The organism is Acidovorax sp. M14, assembly GCF_049331375.1.
In the GTDB taxonomy this organism is placed as follows: Bacteria; Pseudomonadota; Gammaproteobacteria; order Burkholderiales; family Burkholderiaceae_C; genus Acidovorax.
The window spans coordinates 4641869-4661919 of the sequence record NZ_CP186263.1 but is presented as its reverse complement, the minus strand read 5'-3'; the positions used below and the strand labels follow the sequence as shown (position 1 = coordinate 4661919).

19 protein-coding genes are annotated in these 20051 nt (G+C 66.9%); 13 read left to right on the top strand and 6 right to left on the bottom strand.

Annotated elements, in window-relative coordinates; all coding sequences use genetic code 11:
- Window positions 1-77: 77 nt before the first annotated feature.
- The 5 genes from speD to pyk all read left to right on the top strand — a co-directional run bounded on the left by speD (window position 78) and on the right by pyk (window position 4978).
- Window positions 78-467, top strand: a complete 390-nt coding sequence (gene speD, locus ACOYR4_RS21795; protein ID WP_422848025.1) for an adenosylmethionine decarboxylase — start codon at window positions 78-80, stop codon at window positions 465-467.
- Window positions 464-1240, top strand: coding sequence for a nucleotidyltransferase family protein (locus ACOYR4_RS21790; protein ID WP_422848024.1), 777 nt, complete (start codon window positions 464-466; stop codon window positions 1238-1240). Before speD ends, ACOYR4_RS21790 begins: the two co-directional genes overlap by 4 nt.
- A complete protein-coding gene (locus tag ACOYR4_RS21785; RefSeq protein WP_422848023.1) occupies window positions 1237-2634 on the top strand; it encodes an aminopeptidase P N-terminal domain-containing protein in 1398 nt (465 codons plus the stop codon). Before ACOYR4_RS21790 ends, ACOYR4_RS21785 begins: the two co-directional genes overlap by 4 nt.
- A gap of 14 nt (window positions 2635-2648) precedes the next feature.
- Window positions 2649-3434 carry a CPBP family intramembrane glutamic endopeptidase gene (locus ACOYR4_RS21780; protein WP_422848022.1) on the top strand — a complete coding sequence of 262 codons (786 nt, stop codon included), beginning with the start codon at window positions 2649-2651 and terminating at the stop codon, window positions 3432-3434.
- A 107-nt stretch (window positions 3435-3541) separates the two neighbouring features.
- Window positions 3542-4978: a pyruvate kinase gene (gene pyk / locus ACOYR4_RS21775; protein ID WP_110960957.1), complete on the top strand. Its 1437-nt coding sequence runs from the start codon at window positions 3542-3544 to the stop codon at window positions 4976-4978.
- A 66-nt stretch (window positions 4979-5044) separates the two neighbouring features.
- On the opposite strand, the gene ACOYR4_RS21770 is transcribed toward pyk, so the two are convergent.
- Together ACOYR4_RS21770 and ACOYR4_RS21765 are read right to left on the bottom strand one after the other, a co-directional pair.
- Window positions 5045-5608 carry a phosphatase PAP2 family protein gene (locus tag ACOYR4_RS21770; protein WP_422848021.1) on the bottom strand — a complete coding sequence of 188 codons (564 nt, stop codon included), beginning with the start codon at window positions 5606-5608 and terminating at the stop codon, window positions 5045-5047.
- On the bottom strand, window positions 5601-6353 hold the full coding sequence (locus ACOYR4_RS21765) for a phosphatase PAP2 family protein (RefSeq protein ID WP_060986142.1): 753 nt from the start codon (window positions 6351-6353) through the stop codon (window positions 5601-5603). Before ACOYR4_RS21765 ends, ACOYR4_RS21770 begins: the two co-directional genes overlap by 8 nt.
- Before the next feature lie 92 nt (window positions 6354-6445).
- Here ACOYR4_RS21765 and ACOYR4_RS21760 point away from each other — a divergent pair, with 92 nt between their 5' ends.
- The 8 genes from ACOYR4_RS21760 to ACOYR4_RS21725 all read left to right on the top strand — a co-directional run bounded on the left by ACOYR4_RS21760 (window position 6446) and on the right by ACOYR4_RS21725 (window position 16514).
- Entirely contained in the window at window positions 6446-7150 is a 705-nt protein-coding gene (locus ACOYR4_RS21760) for a response regulator transcription factor (RefSeq protein WP_110960958.1), read from the top strand.
- Window positions 7147-8538 (top strand): histidine kinase dimerization/phospho-acceptor domain-containing protein, encoded by a 1392-nt coding sequence (locus tag ACOYR4_RS21755; protein ID WP_422848020.1) that lies wholly within the window; start codon window positions 7147-7149, stop codon window positions 8536-8538. Before ACOYR4_RS21760 ends, ACOYR4_RS21755 begins: the two co-directional genes overlap by 4 nt.
- A 91-nt stretch (window positions 8539-8629) precedes the next feature.
- Entirely contained in the window at window positions 8630-9694 is a 1065-nt protein-coding gene (gene fba / locus ACOYR4_RS21750; RefSeq protein ID WP_015016154.1) for a class II fructose-bisphosphate aldolase, read from the top strand.
- A 317-nt stretch (window positions 9695-10011) separates the two neighbouring features.
- Entirely contained in the window at window positions 10012-10746 is a 735-nt protein-coding gene (locus ACOYR4_RS21745; RefSeq protein WP_291441916.1) for a hypothetical protein, read from the top strand.
- Window positions 10747-10808: 62 nt separating this feature from the next.
- On the top strand, window positions 10809-12413 hold the full coding sequence (locus ACOYR4_RS21740) for a Re/Si-specific NAD(P)(+) transhydrogenase subunit alpha (RefSeq protein WP_422848019.1): 1605 nt from the start codon (window positions 10809-10811) through the stop codon (window positions 12411-12413).
- Window positions 12414-12448: 35 nt separating this feature from the next.
- Window positions 12449-13870: a Re/Si-specific NAD(P)(+) transhydrogenase subunit beta gene (gene pntB / locus ACOYR4_RS21735; protein ID WP_209816925.1), complete on the top strand. Its 1422-nt coding sequence runs from the start codon at window positions 12449-12451 to the stop codon at window positions 13868-13870.
- Between the two features lie 93 nt (window positions 13871-13963).
- On the top strand, window positions 13964-15643 hold the full coding sequence (locus ACOYR4_RS21730; RefSeq protein ID WP_422848018.1) for a long-chain-fatty-acid--CoA ligase: 1680 nt from the start codon (window positions 13964-13966) through the stop codon (window positions 15641-15643).
- 118 nt (window positions 15644-15761) lie between these two features.
- Window positions 15762-16514, top strand: a complete 753-nt coding sequence (locus ACOYR4_RS21725) for a 5'-methylthioadenosine/adenosylhomocysteine nucleosidase (protein WP_422848017.1) — start codon at window positions 15762-15764, stop codon at window positions 16512-16514.
- 214 nt (window positions 16515-16728) lie between these two features.
- Here ACOYR4_RS21725 and corA read toward each other — a convergent pair whose 3' ends face one another.
- The 4 genes from corA to tsaB all read right to left on the bottom strand — a co-directional run bounded on the left by corA (window position 16729) and on the right by tsaB (window position 20008).
- Window positions 16729-17715, bottom strand: a complete 987-nt coding sequence (corA, locus tag ACOYR4_RS21720) for a magnesium/cobalt transporter CorA (protein WP_015016148.1) — start codon at window positions 17713-17715, stop codon at window positions 16729-16731.
- A gap of 221 nt (window positions 17716-17936) precedes the next feature.
- Window positions 17937-18731, bottom strand: coding sequence for a uracil-DNA glycosylase family protein (locus ACOYR4_RS21715; protein ID WP_422848016.1), 795 nt, complete (start codon window positions 18729-18731; stop codon window positions 17937-17939).
- Between the two features lie 41 nt (window positions 18732-18772).
- Entirely contained in the window at window positions 18773-19273 is a 501-nt protein-coding gene (rimI, locus tag ACOYR4_RS21710) for a ribosomal protein S18-alanine N-acetyltransferase (RefSeq protein ID WP_015016146.1), read from the bottom strand.
- 21 nt (window positions 19274-19294) lie between these two features.
- A complete protein-coding gene (tsaB, locus tag ACOYR4_RS21705) occupies window positions 19295-20008 on the bottom strand; it encodes a tRNA (adenosine(37)-N6)-threonylcarbamoyltransferase complex dimerization subunit type 1 TsaB (protein ID WP_422848015.1) in 714 nt (237 codons plus the stop codon).
- Window positions 20009-20051: the final 43 nt, after the last annotated feature.

Genomic DNA, 20051 nt, shown 5'->3' with positions numbered 1-20051 from the left:
ACCGGCGCGGCTTTCACCCGCCTGAATCGGCCAGCCGCACGCTGGGCGCAGAGCGGCAATGCACTACAGTGCGGGCCATGCAAGGACTGCACCTCACTGCCGATCTCCAGGGCTGCCGCTGCGCCAGTGCCTGGCTGCTGGACGCCACCGCCCTGGGCCGAGCCTGTACCGATGCGGTGCGCGCCGCCGGGCTGCAGGCCGTGGGGCAGTTGTTTCATGAGTTTCCGGCCACGGCGCACGGCCCTGGTGGGGTGACAGCTACTGTTTTGCTAGCGGAGTCGCACCTGTGTGTGCACACCTGGCCCGAGCAGCACGCGGTGACGCTGGATGTGTATGTGTGCAACTTCGGCGCCGACCATTCGGCCAAAGCACATGCGCTGATGGACGCGCTGCTGGCCTTGTTCCAGCCCACGGCCGTGGATCGCCACGCGCTGCAGCGGGGTGCGGTGAGCGGGGTGGCGGCATGAGTCCTGTTCACCACCAGGTGCCCGCCCTGTTGCTGGCCGCTGGCCGGGGCGAACGCATGCGCCCGCTGACCGACACCACGCCCAAGCCCCTGCTGCAGGTGCAGGGTCAGCCGCTGCTGCAGTGGCACCTGCAGGCCTTGCTGGATGCGGGTGTCGAGAGGGCGGTGATCAACACCGCATGGCTGGGCGAACAGATCAGCGGGCATTTTTCCAGCGGTTTTGCCTCCAAGCGCAGGAAGAATATGCCTGAGCAGCTATCAATTTCATACTCCCACGAAGGGGTGGACTTTGGTGGCGCCCTGGAAACTGCGGGCGGTATTGCCCGTGCATTGCCCCAGCTCGGCCCGGTGTTCTGGCTGGCGGCGGGCGATGTGTTTGCGCCCGACTTTGTGTTCGACCGCGCGGCGGTGGCGGCCTTCGAGGCCAGCAACCATCTGGCCCACCTGTGGCTGGTGCCCAACCCCGCCCACAACCCGCGTGGCGACTTCGGCCTGTCGGCCGACGGCCTCGCGCTGAACCTGCCCGCCGACGACCCCGCACCGCGCTACACCTACAGCACTATCGCCCTGCTGCGCGCCGAGCTGTTTGCGCTGCCCTGGTGCGACATTCCGCCGGGCAATCCCAGCGGCATCAAAGCCCCGCTGGCGCCGCTGCTTCGCCGGGCCATGGACAATGGCCGCGTCAGTGCGCAGCTCTACACCGGCCGCTGGACCGATGTGGGCACGCCCGAGCGGCTGGCCGAACTCAACACCCTTTCTTCCGACGCGCCATGAACACCACCGTGCCTGCCTCCGTCTATGCCCAGCGCCGCGCGCACCTGGCTGCCCAGCTGGGCCCCGGGGGCATTGCCATCATCCCCACGGCGCTGGAGCGTCCGCGCAACCGGGACAGCGACTTTCTGTTCCGCCACGACAGCTACTTCTATTACCTGACCGGTTTCACCGAGCCCGGCGCCTGCCTGGTACTGGCCCACGATGGTCGCAGCACGCTGTTCTGCCAGCCCAAGGACCTGGAGCGCGAAATCTGGGACGGCTACCGCCTGGGCCCGGCCGCTGCGCCCGCAGCCTTGGGCGTGGAGGCTGCACATTCGATGGCGGAGCTGGACAGCAAGCTGCCGCGCCTACTCGAAAACACGGCCTGCGTCTGGTACCCGTTTGCTACGCACAGCGGTCTGGCTGCACGCGTGGAGGGCTGGCTCAACGTGGTACGCGGACGGGTGCGCTACGGCGCCATCTGCCCTGCCGAGCAGAACGACCTGTGCACCTTGCTCGACGAGATGCGCCTGTTCAAGGACGCGCATGAGCAGGACATCATGCGCCGCGCCAGCGCCATCAGCGCGCAGGCCCACATCCGCGCCATGCAGCGCTCGGCCCGCATGTTGCGCGCCGGGCAGGATGTGCGCGAATACCACCTGGATGCCGAGCTGCTGCATGCGTTCCGCGACGCGGGCTCGCAGTATCCGGCCTACAGCTCCATCGTGGCCGCGGGGGCCAACGCCTGCGTGCTGCACTACCGCGCCGATGCAGCGCCTGTGCGCGACGGCGAGCTGGTGCTGATCGACGCAGGCTGCGAGCTGGACAGCTACGCCAGCGACATCACCCGCACCTTCCCGGCCAACGGCAAGTTCACCGGACCGCAGCGCGCGCTGTACGACCTGGTGCTGGCCAGCCAGGATGCGGCCGTGGCAGCGACCAAGGCGGGCGCGCGTTTCAACGACCCGCACGACGCCACAGTGGCCGTGCTGGCCCAGGGCATGCTGGACCTGGGCCTGCTCGACAAGAACAAGGTGGGCACCGCACAGGACGTGATCGACCAACGTGCCTACTTCCAGTTCTACATGCACCGCACCAGCCACTGGCTGGGCATGGACGTGCACGACTGCGGCAGCTACGTGGAGCCCGGCGAGGTGGGCCAGACCAGCGAACGCAAGGACCCGCTGTCGGGCGAAACCATCACCAACCGCCCCAGCCGCATCCTGCGGCCCGGCATGGTGCTGACCATCGAGCCCGGCATCTACGTGCGCCCCGCCGAAGGGGTGCCCGAGCAGTTCCACAACATCGGCATCCGTATCGAAGACGACGCCATCGTCACCGAGACGAGTTGTGAGCTGATCACGCGCGGCGTGCCGGTGAAGGCCGACGAGATCGAAGCGCTGATGCGCGCCTGAGCGTGGGCAAAACCATGGCCGTGGACACCGCTGCCGGAGCCGATGCGGCGCATGCTCCGGCTCAGCCCGGCAAGTGGCGGCTGGGCGGCGCGCTGTGGCTGCTGGGCATGCCCGGCGTGGTGGCGGTGGTCTGGACGCTGCTGCCCACCTTGAAGGCCAACGAAGCCCTGCTGCCGCTGCCGCCAGAGGCCGTGCTGTTGCTCAGCGGGTTGCAAACGGCGGCGCTCCTGGCGCTGGCCGTGGCGCTGGGGGTGTGGCTGGCGCCCCGCGTGGGTTTGCAGGCGCCTGCAGTGTCTGCCTGGCTGGCCGGTCGACCCGCAGGGCCTGCACTGCGGGCCCAACTCCTGCCTGGCATCGTGGGCGGTGTGGCTGGCGCAGCGTGGGTGTGGGTGCTGTCCCGGCTGGCGCCCACGGCGCTCCAGCCCTCCGATCCTGCCAGTGCCATGCCGTTGGTGGTCAAGCTGCTCTACGGCGGCATTACCGAAGAGCTGATGGTGCGCTGGGGTGTGATGACCCTGCTGCTGTGGCTGGGCTGGCGCCTGTTGCAGCGCGGGCAGGGGCGGCCGGGCAAGGGATTGGTGGCTGCGGCGGTGCTGCTCAGTGCCGTGTTGTTTGCCGTGGGGCATCTGCCTGCCGCGCAGGCGCTGGCCGGCGTGTTGACCGTGCCGGTGGTGGCGTTCGTCTTGGTGGGCAACACGGTTTTTGGCCTGGTCGCGGGCTGGCTGTTTGCGCGCTACGGCCTGGAGGCCGCGATCATTGCGCATGTGCTGGCGCATTGGTTGTCGTCCCCGCTGCTCTGACGCGCTGAGCCCTGTTGCTGCGGAACGGGTAACTCGCATGTAACCGCTTCGTGTGAGAATTGAAACTCGATTACATCCCCAACGACCGAGAGAAAAGAGACATGTCCATGCCTACCCGCCGCGCCACCAAGATTGTTGCCACCCTGGGTCCTGCGTCGAGCGACCCGGCGCTGCTGGAGGCGATGATCCGAGCGGGGGTGAACGTGGTGCGGCTGAACTTCAGCCACGGCAAGGCGCAGGACCACATCGACCGTGCCGCCACCGTGCGCGCTGCCGCCCAGCGTGCGGGCCGCGAGGTGGCCATCATGGCCGACCTGCAGGGCCCCAAGATCCGCGTGGGCAAGTTTGCCGAGGGCAAGGTGCAGCTGGAGCCGGGCGCCAAGTTCGTGCTGGATGCCTCGCGCACCGAGCTGGGCGACATCGATGGCGTGGGGCTGGACTACAAGGAGCTGCCGCGAGATGTGAAGGCGGGCGACCTGTTGCTGCTCAACGATGGCCTGATCGTGCTCACCGTGGATGCGGTGCGCGGCGAAGAAGTGCACACCACCGTCAAGGTGGGTGGCGAGCTGTCCAACAACAAGGGCATCAACAAGAAGGGCGGCGGCCTCACGGCGCCAGCCCTTACGGCCAAGGACATGGAAGACATCCGCACGGCGATGAGCTTCCAGGCCGACTATGTGGCCGTGAGCTTTCCCAAGAACGCGACCGACATGGAAATGGCCCGCCAGCTGTGCAACGTGGCAGCCTCCGAGTTCCGCCACAAGCCCGGCCTGATCGCCAAGATCGAACGCGCCGAGGCCATCCCGCACCTGGAGGCCATCCTACGCGTGAGCGACGGCATCATGGTGGCGCGTGGCGATCTGGCGGTGGAAGTGGGCAACGCGGCCGTGCCCGCACTGCAAAAGAAGATGATCCGCATGGCGCGAGACCTGGACAAGGTCGTCATCACCGCCACGCAGATGATGGAGAGCATGATCACCAACCCCGTGCCCACGCGCGCCGAGGTGAGTGACGTGGCCAACGCCGTGCTGGACGGCACCGACGCCGTGATGCTGAGCGCCGAAACGGCCGCTGGCCGCTACCCGCTCGAAACCGTGGAAGAGATGGCCACCATCTGCGCTGCCGCCGAGGCAGCGGAAGACCACCAGCTCGATGCCGACTTCACCGGCCAGACCTTTGGCCGCATCGACCAGTCCATCGCCATGGGCGCGCTGTTCACAGCCCACCACCTGGGCGCCAAGGCCATCGTGGCCATGACCGACAGCGGCGCTACGGCCCTGTGGATGAGCCGCCACAGCATCCGCATCCCTATCTACGCGCTCACCCCCAAGGTGGCCACGCAACGCAAGATGGCCATGTACCGCAACGTGCGCCCCTTGCTCATGGACACCAGTGCCGACCGTGACACCGCGCTGGACCAGGCCGAGCGCCACCTCAAGAGCCGCAACATCGTGCAAAAGGGCGACGTGTACGCCATCACCTGCGGCGAGCCCATGGGGGCACCCGGCGGCACGAACATGCTGAAGATCTGCGTGGCCAGCTGATTGGCAGAGGGGCGCTCCCTCACCGCTCCTGCGCTACGCCCTCGAGGCGATTACGCCGGACGGCGGTCAGTGTGCGTTGCCTTGTGGCGACTTGTGCAGCAGCGCTGCCTGCCAGCGGTGCGCCCGCGCGGCCAGGGCATGAATGGCCGCTGCGGCCAGCCCCCCGGTGAGCAGGCCCGCCAGCACATCGGACGGAAAGTGCACGCCCAGGCAGACGCGGCTCCACACCATCGCAGCCGTGACCGCAGCGGCCAGCCAGGTCAGCCCGCGGACCGGCAGCAGTGCGAGGCTGGCCGCCAGTGCGGCGGCGCCTGCCACATGCATGCTGGGAAAGCCTGCGCGCGCCGCGTGCTCGATCCACTGCACGCCAATGCCCAGTTGCGCAGGTCGCGGCGCCGGTACGGCCAGCCGCAGCAATTGCACTCCCAGCCAGGCGAGGGCCATCGACGCGAGCGCCAGGGCCAGGGCGCGCCGCTGCGCCGCGTTGCCCAGCACCAAGCTGCCGAGCAGCAGGCCGCCCATGGCGGTGGGCAGTTGCTGCGACACCCACCGTGCCACCGCTACCACGGCAGGCAAGGTGGCGGCGTCGGCATTGAGGGCCTGAAACAGGACCAGATCGATTTCAAGCATGGGAGCCGTCCGCTGGCGTGGTGGTGTTGGCGAAATGCGGAAAGCGGGGCCTCAATGCGGTGGCGGCCAGGTCGCAGAGCCAGCCGGTGGTCCAGCACAGCCAGCCTGTCCACAGCGTATGGCTCATGAAATGGGCGCCGCGCACCTGCTGGGCGGCACCCAATACAAACCCGGCCAGCAATGCGCCAGCCAGCCACCAGCGCGCGGCCGTCGGCGCCTTGTGGCGCAGCGCGAAGTAGCCGCCCAGAAAGGCGAATCCCGCCGATGCATGGCCCGCCGGAAAGCAGCGGCCGCTGCCGCCATCGAGCACGCCCAGCGCCCAGTGCGACACATGGCGCGCCACGCCGCCAAACTGCGCCAAGTCCCAGGGGCAACTGGTGGCGCTGAGGTTCTTGGTGATGCTGACCACAGCCAGCGAGAGCAGGGCGCTCACGGCCATTTGCAGGCGCTCGCTGGCGTCCAACTTGCGCAAAAAACCTCGCGGCCACCACACGCTCAACGCCAGCAGCAGCACCAGCAGCCATCCCAGGCGGCGGGCACCTTCATGCAGCACCTGCACAAAAAACCACTGGTCCCGCATCGGAAACCCGTTGGAGGACCCGAACACCTGCGCAAAGGCCAGGTCTTGGCCCGCCGCATCCCAGGCCACGACACAGGCCAGTGCCCCCAGGGTCCAGAAAAGCAGTGTGTGGCGGTGTAAGGGGACCTGGGGCGCGGTGGACGGCGGGACGGACGAAGGCTGCATGCGCCGGAAGATAGGCTGCCGTACTTAACGCCGTCTTAAAGTTGGCATCGCCACTGTCACTCCCCTGTCTGATGGGCTGCGACAATGCCCGCATGCGAATACTCGTGGTCGAAGACGATGCGGGCATAGCCAGTGGCCTGCGCAGTAACCTGCAGCAGCGCGGCTATGCGGTGGATGTCAGTGATGGCGTCGCCAGCGCCTGGAGCGCCCTGCGCGCCGAGCGTTTTGACGCGGTTCTGCTGGACCTGGGGCTGGTGGACGGTGACGGCAGCGAACTGCTCAGGCGCCTGCGCCTGAGCCCTCCCGCCACCGGCGCCGCATCAGCAACCTTGCCGGACCCCGCCACGCCCGTCCTCATCGTCACCGCGCGCGACCAGGTGCACCAGCGCATTGCGGGGCTGGACCAGGGGGCTGACGACTATCTGACCAAGCCGTTTGATGTGGATGAGCTGGACGCGCGCCTGCGCGCCCTGTTGCGGCGCGCGGCGGGGCGGGCGTCGCCCACCATCCGCCTGGGCGACATCGAGCTGGACCCTGCGACCCGCACGGTGCGCCAGCAAGGCAAGCCGGTGGAAATGTCTCCGCGCGAGTTTTCGGTGCTGCTGGTGCTGCTGGAGGCGCGCGGCCGGGTCCTGTCGCGCCAGCAGATCGAGGAGCGCCTATACAGCTGGGATGCTGCCGTGGAGAGCAATGCCGTTGAGGTGCACATCCACCACCTGCGCCGCAAGCTGGGCAGTGCCTCGATCCAGACCATGCGCGGAGTGGGCTATTTCATGCCGCAGGAAAAGCCTGCATGAACGCGCCCCCTGTTTCTCGTCCCGCATCGGGGCGCCGCCCCTCGCTCACCCGGCAGCTGTTGCTGTGGTCCCTGGGGGCGCTGGCCATTGTCTGGGGTAGCTTCGTCTTCATTGGCTACCAGACCGGTGTGCATGAGGCCGACGAGCTGACCGACGGGCACCTGGCCAGCGTGGCCGCGCTGCTGCTTAACCTGCGGGCCACCGAGGCCATGGAGGGCCCGCAACGGACCGAGCGCACCCCCACGCCCTGGCTCAAGTCGCACGACTACCAGCAGACCATCAGCGTGGTGCAGTGGGATGCGCAGGGGCGGGTGCTGTCCATCACAGGCTCGGTGCCCGAGCCACCTTTCAGCGATGCCGAGGGGTTTGCCGACCTCACGCTGGGCCCCGACAATGTGGCCTGGCGCAGCTTTTCGCAATGGGATGCGGGGCGCACCCGCAAGATCATGGTGATGCTGGAGCTGCGCGAGCGGGACGAGCTGGCGGATGACATCGCGGGGCAGCTCATCGAGCCCGGTCTGTGGTTGCTGCCTGTGGTGTCTTTGGCCCTGGGGCTCGCGCTGTGGCGGGGCTTGCGGCCCTTGTACGCGCTGTCGGCCGATGTGGCGGCGTTGGACCCGGCTAGCGCACAGCGCCTGGCATCGCGCCATGCCTGGAGCGAGTTCGAGTCGGTGGTGGCGTCGATCAACACTTTGCTGGACCGCCAGCAGGTCGCCATGGTGCGCGAGCGCCGGCTGGCCAACGAGGTGGCGCACGAGCTGCGCACGCCGCTGTCCTCCATCGCCCTGCAGGCCAGTGCCCTGGCGGGGGAGCTGACGGAAGAGGCCCGGGCCCAGGCGCTGGCGCGCATCGGCCAGGATGCCCTGCGCGCAGGGCATGTGCTCAACCAGCTGCTGGCCCTGGCCCGCGCCAGCCGGGCAGAGCTGCACGAAGCCAAGGCGCCCGTGGACCTGAGCGCCCTGGCGCGGTCGGTGTGCGCCGACTATGCCCAGGCGGCGTGGAAGCGGGGCGACGACCTCGGCCTGTCGGCGCCGACCGCACTGATCGTGCCGGGCCATGCGGTGCTGCTGGACATTGCGGTGCGCAATCTGGTGGAAAACGCGCTCAAGCACACGCCCGAGGGCACCCAGATCGCCGTCCAGCTGGGCATGGCGGACGCTGGTGGCGCGTGGTTGCAGGTGTGTGACGACGGGGCGCGCCCGCAGGCCGGCGGTGCACCGGGCAGCGCGGCGGCGGTGCCGGTGGACAGCTTGCATCTGGGGCATGAAATCCTGCGCCGCGTGGCGGACATTCACGGGGGGCGCTTTGGCGCAGCCCCTGCGCCCGCGCCCTTTACCACCTGCTACCGGTTGGATTTGCCATCGCCCTCCGTACCGGCCCCCGGTTAAAATTGCGAGTTACCAAGCGGTTACCACCGCATTGCCGGGTGCTACAGCGCCTCGCCCCCTCCTTCATCAACCCACCACGGACCCCACGACCATGCCCCTCGTTTCGATGCGCGAACTGCTCGACCATGCCGCTGCCAACAGCTATGGCATCCCTGCCTTCAACGTCAACAACCTGGAGCAGGTGCAGGCCGTGATGGCGGCTGCGGACGAAGTGGGCGCTCCCGTCATCCTGCAGGCCAGCGCTGGCGCACGCAAGTACGCGGGCGAGCCCTTCATCAAGCACCTGATCCAGGCGGCGGTCGAGGCCTTCCCTCACATCCCGCTGGTCATGCACCAGGACCACGGCACTTCGCCCAAGGTGTGCCAGGGCGCCATCGACCTGGGCTTCGGCTCGGTGATGATGGACGGCTCGCTGATGGAAGACGGCAAGACCCCGTCGTCCTTCGACTACAACGTCGAAGTGACGCGCAAGGTGGTGGACATGGCGCACAAGGTGGGCGTGACGGTCGAAGGTGAACTGGGCTGTCTGGGCAACCTCGAAACCGGGGATGCGGGCGAAGAAGACGGCATTGGTGCCGTCGGCAAGCTCGACCACAGCCAGATGCTGACCGACCCCGAAGAAGCCGCCACCTTCGTGAAGGCCACCCAGCTGGACGCCCTGGCCATTGCCATCGGCACTAGCCACGGCGCCTACAAGTTCAGCCGCAAGCCCACGGGCGATATCCTGGCGATCAGCCGCGTGAAGGAAATCCACAAGCGCATTCCCAACACCCACCTGGTGATGCACGGCTCGTCGTCGGTGCCTGCCGAACTGCTGGCCATCATCAACCAGTACGGCGGCAAGATGAAGGAAACCTACGGCGTGCCCGTCGAGGAAATCCAGGAAGCCATCAAGCACGGCGTGCGCAAGATCAACATCGACACCGACATTCGCCTGGCCATGACGGGCGCGGTGCGCAAGTTCCTGTTTGAGAACCCCGACAAGTTCGACGCCCGCGAATGGCTCAAGCCCGCCCGCGAAGCGGCCAAGCAGGTTTGCAAGCAGCGCTACCTGGAGTTCGGCTGCGAAGGTCAGGGCAGCAAGATCAAGGGCCTGAGCCTGCAGGCCGTGGCGGCCCAGTACGCCTCGGGTGCGCTGGCGCAAGTGGTGAACTGATCGTTGGCACCAGGCCCTCAGGGGCCGCTGCCCAGCCTGGCTGCGTTGTGCTGCCAGGCTTTTTTTTGCCTGTGTGCGGGTGGAGACTGGGGAGTTCTCTCTACAGCAGACAAAGGCGACAGCGCAAAGATTTTCTTCATGTAAGCTCGCGGTCAGCTTGCCCACCGGCAGCGCCGCAAGAAGTGTCCGATACCAGGGCGCTTTCAACACATTTTTCACCAGCGACACCGAGCTGGTTGTTGCATGGCAGGAGCCGTCGAAAGACGGACTCGGGTGCCGTGGGATGATTGAAGGCGAATTCGTATGAACCTTTCTCTATGACTCTGACCATTTCAAAGTTCCGGCGGCTGCTGCCTCTCTTGCCCGTGTTGGCTGTGACGGTGTTCACGGCGGCCTGCGCGCCCCTCACTGTTCCTCCCCAATCCGAATATCCCGTGGGCCGCGCCCGCCTGGTGTTGCCACCGGGGGCGTGGCAGGATCTGGGCACCTCCGAGGAAGCCATTGCAGGCTCCGGGGGACGTATTGCGCTCCAGACCCGCGATGTGGGCTTGCGGAATGCCCAGGGAGACTGGCTGGCCGTATTGCGCGTGCAGACCAACCGCGCCGGAGACCTGAGTGGTTCTCCGCAAGGCATCGGTTATTGCCCCACCCAGCAGGACGTCACCGTGGAGGATGGCGCTGCAAGCAGTCCTGTACGCGCAGACTGTCTGCGGCTCAAGCGATGGGGAAGCAGTTCCCAGTGGCTGGACAAGAACCGGCCAGACCTTGTCGAGTGGCTCCGCACCAGCAAGATCACTCTGACCCAGCCTTACACCTATCTGAGCTATCGCTATGTCACGGAGGCGGGTGCCTGGGTGAAGGTCGATGCGCTGGTGGACCAGCGACTGTTGCGTCCGACCACGCGCAACAACGAGGAATTCCTGGTGGCCGGACGACCCGCACTCCAGTGGGGGCGTGACCTGGCCCAGGCCGTGCGCCTGAGCACCGGTATGGTGGACGGTCATCTGGCCATCCCGCCCTTCCCCTTCCCAACACCCACCTCCAGGCCTTAGCGCTCAAGACCTCCCTGTCTGGCGGCCTGGCATAACGATTACGAAACTTGAGGAGACCTCTGATGCAGACAAGCCCCGTCCCGCAGCCGCAGCGTATCGGCGTGCCCAGGGAAACCTTCCCTGGCGAAAAGCGCGTGGCCACCGTGCCCGATGTGGTGGAGAAGCTGATCAAGCTGGGCTTTGCCGTCACGGTCGAGTCCGGGGCTGGGGATGCCGCCAACTTCAGTGACGATGCCTACCGCGCTGCAGGCGCCGAGATCGTCAGCGACGCTGCGGCACTGTGGGCGGCATCCGACATCGTCTTCAAGGTGCGCCCGCCCAGCAGCGATGAAGTGGCGCGGATGCGCGAGGGCACCACCCTCATCGACTTCATCTGGCCCGCCCAGAACCCCGATCTGATGCAGCAGCTGGCCGCCAAGAAGGCCACGGTGCTGGCTATCGACTGCCTGCCCCGCACCCTGTCACGCGCCCAGAAGATGGACGCGCTCACCTCCACCGCCGGGGTCAGCGGCTACCGTGCCGTGATCGAAGCCGCCAACGCTTTCGGCCGCTTCTTCAACGGCCAGATCACGGCCGCAGGCAAAGTGCCGCCCGCCAAGGTGTTCATTGCAGGCGCTGGCGTGGCGGGTCTTGCCGCCATCGGCACCGCTGCCAACCTGGGCGCCATCGTGCGCGCCAACGACACGCGTGCCGAGGTGGCCGACCAGGTCAAGTCGCTGGGCGGCGAGTTCGTCAAGGTGGACTACGAAGAAGAAGGCTCGGGTGGCGGCGGCTATGCGAAGGTCATGAGCGAAGGCTTCCAGGCCGCGCAGCGCAAGATGTACGCCGAGCAGGCCAAGGACGCCGACATCATCATCACCACAGCACTGATCCCCGGCAAGCCCGCGCCCAAGCTCATCACCGCCGAGATGGTGCAGAGTATGAAGCCCGGCAGCGTGATCGTGGACATGGCCGCCGAGCAAGGCGGCAACTGCGAGCTGACCGTGCCCGGCGAGGCCGTGGTGCGCCATGGCGTGACCATCGTCGGCTATACCGACCTGGCCTCGCGCCTGGCCAAGCAGTCGTCCACGCTGTATGCCACCAACTTGCTGCGCCTGACCGAAGAGCTGTGCAAGGCCAAGGACGGCGTGGCGGTGGTCAACATGGAAGACGACGCGATCCGGGGCCTCACCGTGGTCAAGGACGGCGCCATCACCTGGCCCGCCCCCCCGCTCAAGCAGGCACCGGCACCCGCGCCCAAGGCAGCGGCCCCGGTGGTCGAAAAGAAATCGGGCCATGGCCACGGCACGGGTGCACCCATGTCCGCCAAGACGCTGACCATCGTTTTTGCCGTGATGGCCGTGCTGTTCTGGGCCGTCGGCGCCTACGCGCCCGTGGCCTTCCTGGGGCACTTCACGGTGTTCGTGCTGGCCTGCTTCATCGGCTACATGGTGGTGTGGAACGTGACGCCCGCGCTGCACACGCCGCTGATGAGCGTGACCAACGCCATCTCCAGCATCATCGCCATCGGCGCGCTGGTGCAGATCGCGCCGCCCGGTGCGGGCGTGAACGGGCGGCCTGACGGGCTCATCCTGTGGCTGGCGTTTGCGGCCCTGGTGCTCACGGCCGTCAACATGTTTGGCGGCTTCGCGGTCACGCGCCGCATGCTGGCGATGTTCCGCAAGTAATCCGATAACGACAAGAACAACGAGGAGCACCCAACATGTCCCAAAGTCTCGCTACCGTCGCCTATCTGGGCGCGGCCATTCTGTTCATCCTGAGCCTGGGTGGGCTGTCCAATCCTGAAACCTCGCGCCGGGGCAACCTGTTCGGCATGGTCGGCATGGCGCTGGCCGTGCTGGCCACCGTGTTTGGCCCCCGTGTCAGCCCGGCGGGCGTGGCCTGGATCATCGGTGCGCTGGTCATCGGAGGCGGCATTGGCCTCTATGCGGCCAAGGTCGTCAAGATGACGCAGATGCCCGAGCTGGTTGCGCTCATGCACAGCCTGGTGGGCCTGGCCGCCTGCCTGGTGGGGTTTGCCAGCTATGTCGATACCTCCATCCAGCTGCAGGGCGCGGAAAAGATCATCCACGAGGTGGAGATCTACGTCGGCATCCTGATCGGCGCGGTCACCTTCAGTGGCTCGCTGATCGCCTTTGGCAAGCTCAACGGCAAGATCGGCGGCAAGCCGCTGTTGCTGCCCGGCCGCCACTGGCTCAACCTCGTGGCGCTGCTGGTGGTGATCTGGTTCGGCCGCGAGTTCCTGCGCGCCGAGACCGTCGAGCAAGGCATGGTGCCTCTGATGGTGATGACGGTGATTGCGCTGCTGTTCGGCATCCACATGGTCATGGCCATTGGCGGGGCCGACATGCCGGTGGTGGTGTCCATGCTCAACAGCTACTCGGGCTGGGCGGCGGCGGCCACGGGCTTCATGCTCAGCAATGACCTGCTGATCGTGACCGGCGCGCTCGTGGGCTCCTCGGGCGCCATCCTGTCCTACATCATGTGCAACGCGATGAACCGCAACTTCATCAGCGTGATCGCCGGGGGTTTTGGCTCCGGTGCTGGTGCGCCCGCCAAGAAGGGCCAGACTGGTGAAAGCGCCGAGCCGCAGGGCGAAGTGGTGCCCGTGGCCGCCGCCGAGACGGCCGAGCTGCTGCGCGATGCCAAGAGCGTGATCATCGTGCCCGGCTACGGCATGGCGGTGGCCCAGGCGCAGCACACGGTCAACGACATCGTGAAGACCCTGCGCGACAAGGGCGTGCAGGTGCGCTTTGCCATCCACCCGGTGGCGGGCCGCATGCCGGGCCACATGAACGTGCTGCTGGCCGAAGCCAAGGTGCCCTACGACATCGTGATGGAGATGGACGAGATCAACGAGGACTTCCCGGACACCGACGTGGCCATCGTCATCGGCGCCAACGACATCGTGAACCCCGCCGCGCAGGATGACCCCACCAGCCCCATCGCTGGCATGCCGGTGCTGGAGGTGTGGAAGGCCAAGACCTCCATCGTGATGAAGCGCTCGATGGCCTCGGGCTATGCCGGGGTGGACAACCCCTTGTTCTACAAGGACAACAACCGCATGCTGTTCGGCGATGCCAAGAAAATGCTGGACGAGGTACTGGCCGCGCTCAAGAGCTGACGGGCATAATTCCTCCACAATAAAAGCACGACCGTGCTGAAAAAATCGGCGTGCTTGCAGGACCCCCATAAAACCTACCAGGAGACAATCACAATGACCGACCGCCCGTGGCTGGCCGCCTATCCACAAGGTGTTCCCGCAGACATCGACACCACGCAGTACAGCTCCCTTGTGGCGCTGATGGACGAGGCGTTCAAGAAGTACGCCAACCGCGTGGCCTACAGCTTCATGGGCAAGGACGTGACCTACGCCCAGACCGACTCGCTCTCCAGCGCGTTTGCGGCCTATCTGCAGGGCCTGGGGCTGGTCAAGGGCGACCGCGTGGCCATCATGATGCCCAACGTGCCCCAGTACCCGGTGACCGTGGCGGCCGTGCTGCGCGCGGGCTTTGTGGTCGTCAACGTGAACCCCCTGTACACGCCGCGCGAGCTGGAGCACCAGCTCAAGGACTCGGGCGCCAAGGCCATCGTCATCATCGAGAACTTCGCCACCACGCTGGAGCAGTGCATTGCGCACACGCCCGTCAAGCACGTGGTGCTTTGCGCCATGGGCGACCAGCTCGGCCTGCTCAAAGGGACCCTGGTCAACTACGTGGTGCGCAACGTCAAGAAGATGGTGCCCGCCTACAACCTGCCGGGTGCGGTGCGCTTCAATGACGCCGTGGCCCAGGGCACGCGCGGGACGCTCAAGAAGCCTGACATCAAGCCCGACGACATCGCGCTGCTGCAGTACACCGGCGGCACTACGGGCGTGAGCAAGGGCGCGGTGCTGCTGCACCGTAACGTGATTGCCAACGTGCTGCAGTCCGAGGCCTGGAACGAGCCCGTGATGAAGAAGGTGCCAGCGGGCGAGCAGCCCACCAGCATCTGTGCGCTGCCGCTGTATCACATCTTCGCGTTCACCGTGAACATGATGCTGAGCATGCGCACGGGCGGCAAGACCATCCTCATCCCCAACCCGCGCGACCTGCCTGCGGTGCTCAAGGAGCTGTCCAAGCACACCTTCCACAGCTTCCCGGCGGTCAACACGCTGTTCAACGGCCTGGCCAACCACCCGGACTTCAACACCGTCAACTGGAAGAATCTCAAGGTTTCAGTGGGCGGCGGCATGGCGGTGCAGGGCGCCGTGGCCAAGCTCTGGCTCGAAAAGACAGGCTGCCCCATCTGCGAAGGCTATGGCCTGTCGGAGACCAGCCCTTCGGCCAGCTGCAACCCCACCACCAGCACCGAGTACACCGGCACCATCGGCGTGCCGCTGCCCAGCACCTCCATGAAGCTGCTGGACGATGAGGGCTGCGAGGTCACCACGCTGGGCGAACCGGGCGAAATCGCTATCAAGGGCCCGCAGGTGATGGCCGGCTACTGGCAGCGCCCCGATGAAACTGCCAAGGTCATGACCGAGGACGGCTACTTCAAGTCCGGCGACATCGGCGTGATGGATGCGCGCGGCTTCTTCAAGATCGTGGACCGCAAGAAGGACATGGTGCTGGTCAGCGGCTTCAACGTGTACCCCAACGAGGTCGAAGAAGTGGTGGCCAACTGCCCGGGCGTGCTCGAATGCGCCGTGGTGGGCGTGCCTGATGAGAAGACCGGCGAGGCCGTGAAGCTCGTGATCGTGAAGAAGGACCCGGCGCTCACCGAAGCGCAGGTCAAGGAGTTCTGCCGCCACGAGCTCACGGGTTACAAGCAGCCCAAGGTGATCGAGTTCCGCACCGAGCTGCCCAAGACCCCCGTGGGCAAGATCCTGCGCCGCGAACTGCGCGACAAGAAGTGACGCGGCCTGCCGGCACGTCACAATCCCCAGGCGGCCTCGGCCGCCTTTTTTGCGACCGCGCGGCCCCGGGTGGCGCGGGTGTTTTGTGGCCCCATGACATGACCCCAAGGACCTTTGCATGAGCACTGCCATCCTGAGTGCACTGCCCGAAGAACAAAGCTCGCTGGTGCAACACCTGGCGCACCCGCAGCGGCTGATGCACGCAGGCCGCGCGTTTTGGCGCGGAGAGCTGCACGACCGCCCGGTGGTGCTGGCGCTGTCGGGCATCGGCAAGGTGGCTGCTGCCACCACGGCCACGGCCTTGATCGAACACTTTGGCGTGGCGCGCATCGTCTTCACGGGCGTCGCGGGCGGGGTCGGCGATGGGGTGCACCGGGGGGATGTGGTGGTGGCCCAAGACTATGTGCAGCACGACATGGATGCCTCGCCGCTGTTCCCTCGGTGGGAGCTGCCGGGCTACGCGCGCACCCGGCTGGCGTGTGACCCGGTGCTGACTGCTATGCTTTTAGAAGCTGCCAGCCTATGCGTCACTAGCGCAAGCAGCCTCTGGGGCTTGAAAAACATCCATGGTGGTGCCCACAGGGCACACCACGGCCTGGTGGCCAGCGGCGACCGTTTTGTCTCCACCGCCCAAGAGTCCGAGCGCCTGCGCTCCGCCTTGCGCGCGGCCGGGCACGACGTGCTGGCGGTGGAAATGGAGGGCGCTGCCGTCGCCCAGGTGTGCCATGACTACGGCCTGCCCTTTGCCGCCGTGCGCACCATCTCCGACCGCGCCGACGATGCCGCCCATGGCGACTTTGCCCAGTTCGTGCAGACCGTGGCCAGCCGGTACGCCGAGCACATGGTGCTGTCGTTTCTACAAAAACTATGAAATTGATAGCAGCCAGAGCATATTGCACTAGCGCTTGCGGCAGATTTTTCCTCTAAAGAGGACTTCGCCGCATCCCATTTGCTGTTCGCCGCGCCACGCCACGCTGCGCTGCAACCGGCGCTATGTATCCACCAGCGCCACCGCGGAACCGGCTTTGCCGGGCCGCTGGAGGCGTCCCCCGTCGGGGGGAAGGCGCGCAGCGCCACAGGGGGGGCTACTTCAACCAGCCCCGCTTGCGGAAGTACCACATGGGCCCGAGCGCGCTCGCCAGCATCAGGCCCAGCGCATACGGGTAGCCCAGCGACCAGTCCAGTTCGGGCATGAACTTGAAGTTCATGCCGTACACGCTGGCGATCAGCGTGGGCGGCAGCAAGGCGACGCTGGCCACCGAGAAGATCTTGATGATCTTGTTCTGGTTGATGTTGATGAAACCGACCGTGGCGTCCATCAAGAAGTTGATCTTGTCGAACAGGAACGCCGTGTGGTTGTCCAGCGACTCGATGTCGCGCAGGATCTGGCGGGCTTCCTCGAACTGCTCGGAGTTGAGCATCTTGGAGCGCATCATGAAGCTCACGGCGCGGCGCGTGTCCATCACGTTGCGGCGGATGCGGCCGTTCAAGTCTTCCTGGCGCGCGATGGCGGCCAGCACCTCGCCGGCGCGGGTGTCGGTCACATCGCCCGCCAGCACCTGCTTGCTCACGGCCTCCAGCTCGTCATAGATGTTCTCCAGCGTGTCGGCCGAGTATTCGGCGTCGGCGTCGAACAGCTTGAGCAGCACTTCCTTGGCATCTTCGATGAGCCCGGGCGCGCGGCGCGCGCGCATGCGCAGCAGGCGGAACACGGGCACGTCTTCATCGTGGATGGAGAACAGCACGCCCCTGCTTTTCAGGTTGGTGTTGTGCTGGTTCAGGATGAAGGCCACGCGCACCGAACGAGGGTCTTCGTCGTCATCGATCAAGAAGTCGCTGCGGATGTGCAGCTCGCCGTTGTCTTCCTCGTAGAAGCGGGCGGATTCCTCGATGTCCTCGTCCATCGCATCCTCGGGGATGGACAGGCCGTAGTGCTGCTTGATCCAGCGCTTTTCTTCGAGCGTGGGGGCTTCCAGGTCCACCCAGATCGGCTGGAACTTGGTCAGCTCTTCCAGGGACTCGATTTCTTCCTGGAACAGCCGGCCATTGGCGAGCGTAAAGATGTTGAGCATGGGCTCACTCCCTTGTTTTTTGGCGTCTGCGGTGTGGGGGTAGGGGTGCTTTCAACCCCACAGCAGTCAAATGCGCCGGGAGCTGAAAGCTACCAACTCGGGTAGGTTTCCAAGGAGCTGTCTCCGTAAAAATTAGGCAAGCGGCGGATTATGGCACCGGGCGACGGTCTCGCCGGTCCGGCGGGGGGCATGGAAGGGGCTCGGACCCTGCCAACAGGCTCTCAGCCCTCGGCCTCGGCACTGCGCACCATGGCCAGCGCCCGGCACAGGTCGGCCCAGGCGGCGGCCTTGTTGTCTTGCGAGCGCAGCAAAAAGGCGGGGTCGTAGGTCACCACCGCCGGGCAACCGGCCAGCTCATGCGGGCCCGCGCGCAGGCGGCCCAGGGGCTCGGTGCGGCCCAGCGCCGCGCGTGCCGCCACATGGCCCAGCACCAGCACCATGGCGGGCTGCAGCTGGGCCACAGCGTCGGCCAGGGTGGCCGGGATGTCGGCGCTGGCTTCCGTGCCGGGCGCAGACCGTTCCAGTGCCGCCAGGAACACGCGCGGGTGCCGGTGCAATTGCATGGCCCGCAGCATGTTGTCGAGCAGGCGGCCCGCATCGCCACCCAGGGGCTCGGCGGGCGTCATGCTTTCGGCCACGATCAGCCAGCCCCGGCCCAATACCGCAGGTGTCTGCGCCGGGTCGGCGGCGGGGTAGAGCGCCTGCGCCGGGTGCAGGCGCAGGGCGGGCGCGGCGGGGCCTGTGGTGGCAGGTGCAGGAGCGGGCGGTGCGCTGCGGCTGGTGGTGTGGGCCAGGGGCGCTGGGGGGCGCTCGGCAGGCGCAGGAGACGGCGCGGGAGAGGGCGCCTGGGGTTGTGCGCGCGGCGGCGCAACGGCAGATGCCGCCACGGCCGCAAGGGCTGAGGGAGCGCTTGCCGCGGGCTGCGCCGTGGTCTCCTGGGTGGGGGAGGGGCCCCACACGGTGACACCCATTTCTTGCAGCATGGCGCGCTGTCGCGCATCGAGGTGGAGGCTCATACAGAAAGAAAACAGGCCATCGGTGGTTCAGCAGGGTCGGGTCAGAGCGCCAGGCTCATGACCACAGCGTCTTCGCGTTGGCCGTGCGCGGCGGGGTAGTAGCGCTTACGGTCGCCCACGCGGCGGAATCCGTGGGTCTGGTAGATCTGCTGGGCGCGCAGGTTGCTCGCCCGCACCTCCAGCCACAGCCATTGTGCCCCTCGCCCGCGTGACCACAGGGCCAGGGCGTCTAGCAGCACGCGGGCCCAGCCCTGGCGCTGGTATTCGGGGGTGACGGTGATGTTGAGCAGGTGCACTTCATCCACCCCCATCATGGCCACAAAGTAGCCCAGCAGGTGGTCGTCCGCCATCAGCAGCTGCGCCTCGTAGCCAGATGCCAGCGCGTCGGTGAAGTTGCCACGGGTCCAGGGGTGCGAATAGGCGCGCTGTTCCACCGCCAGCACGGCATCCAGCCGGGCCAAGGTCAGCGTCTCGAAGCGCGCCTCGGGGCGGGCGGTGCTGGCGCCGGGCGGCAATGCAGAAGAAGTAGGCAGTGCGCTCATGGGGGATTCATTCACCACATCTCAGGGAGTGGCCGCCGCCTGGGCGGCGCGCAGCGCGGCCCGTTCGGCGGTGGTTTGCGCCACTTTATCGCGGATGTAGCGCGGCAGGGCATCGCCCGCGGCCACGGCTTGGCCCGCAGCGATCAGGGCGGGGGCCAGGCGCAGCAGGGCCGTGGCGGTGGGCAAGGCCGTGACGTGTGAGGCGGCTGGCGCCAACCGGTCGCCATAGGGCGCGCGGGCATTGCCTGCCACCGTCCAGCCTGTTGGGGGCTGCACCGACTCGGGGGCGCCCAGGCCGAAGTCCTCGTCCGCCTGCCAGCGGGCTTCTCCCGGCAACCATTCGCAGCGCGCGTGGTAGACCTCGTCCATGCGTGCATCCAGCACCGCCACCACCTGGGTGCAGCCGTTTTGCAGGCGGGCCTCCTCGGCAACGGCCAGCAGGGTGTCCACCGGCAGCACGGGCACTCCCTGCCCGCCCTTGGCGCCAAAGGCCAGGCCCTGGGCCACGGCGCAGGCGGTGCGCAGCCCGGTGAACGAGCCCGGGCCGCGCCCGAACACCACCGCATCCAAGGTGTCGAACGTCAGGCCCGCCTGCGCCATCAGCGCGCGCACCGCAGGGATCAGCGCCGCCGAGGCCTGCGCGCCCCCGGGCCCCTGGTGTTGCCAGACCCCATCGCCATGCTGCACAGCGATGGAGAGGGTGTCGGTACTGGTGTCAAAGGCAAGCAGATTCATGGGCAGGGTCGGGAGGTATGGGGTGGCGCGGCGGGGACAAAGG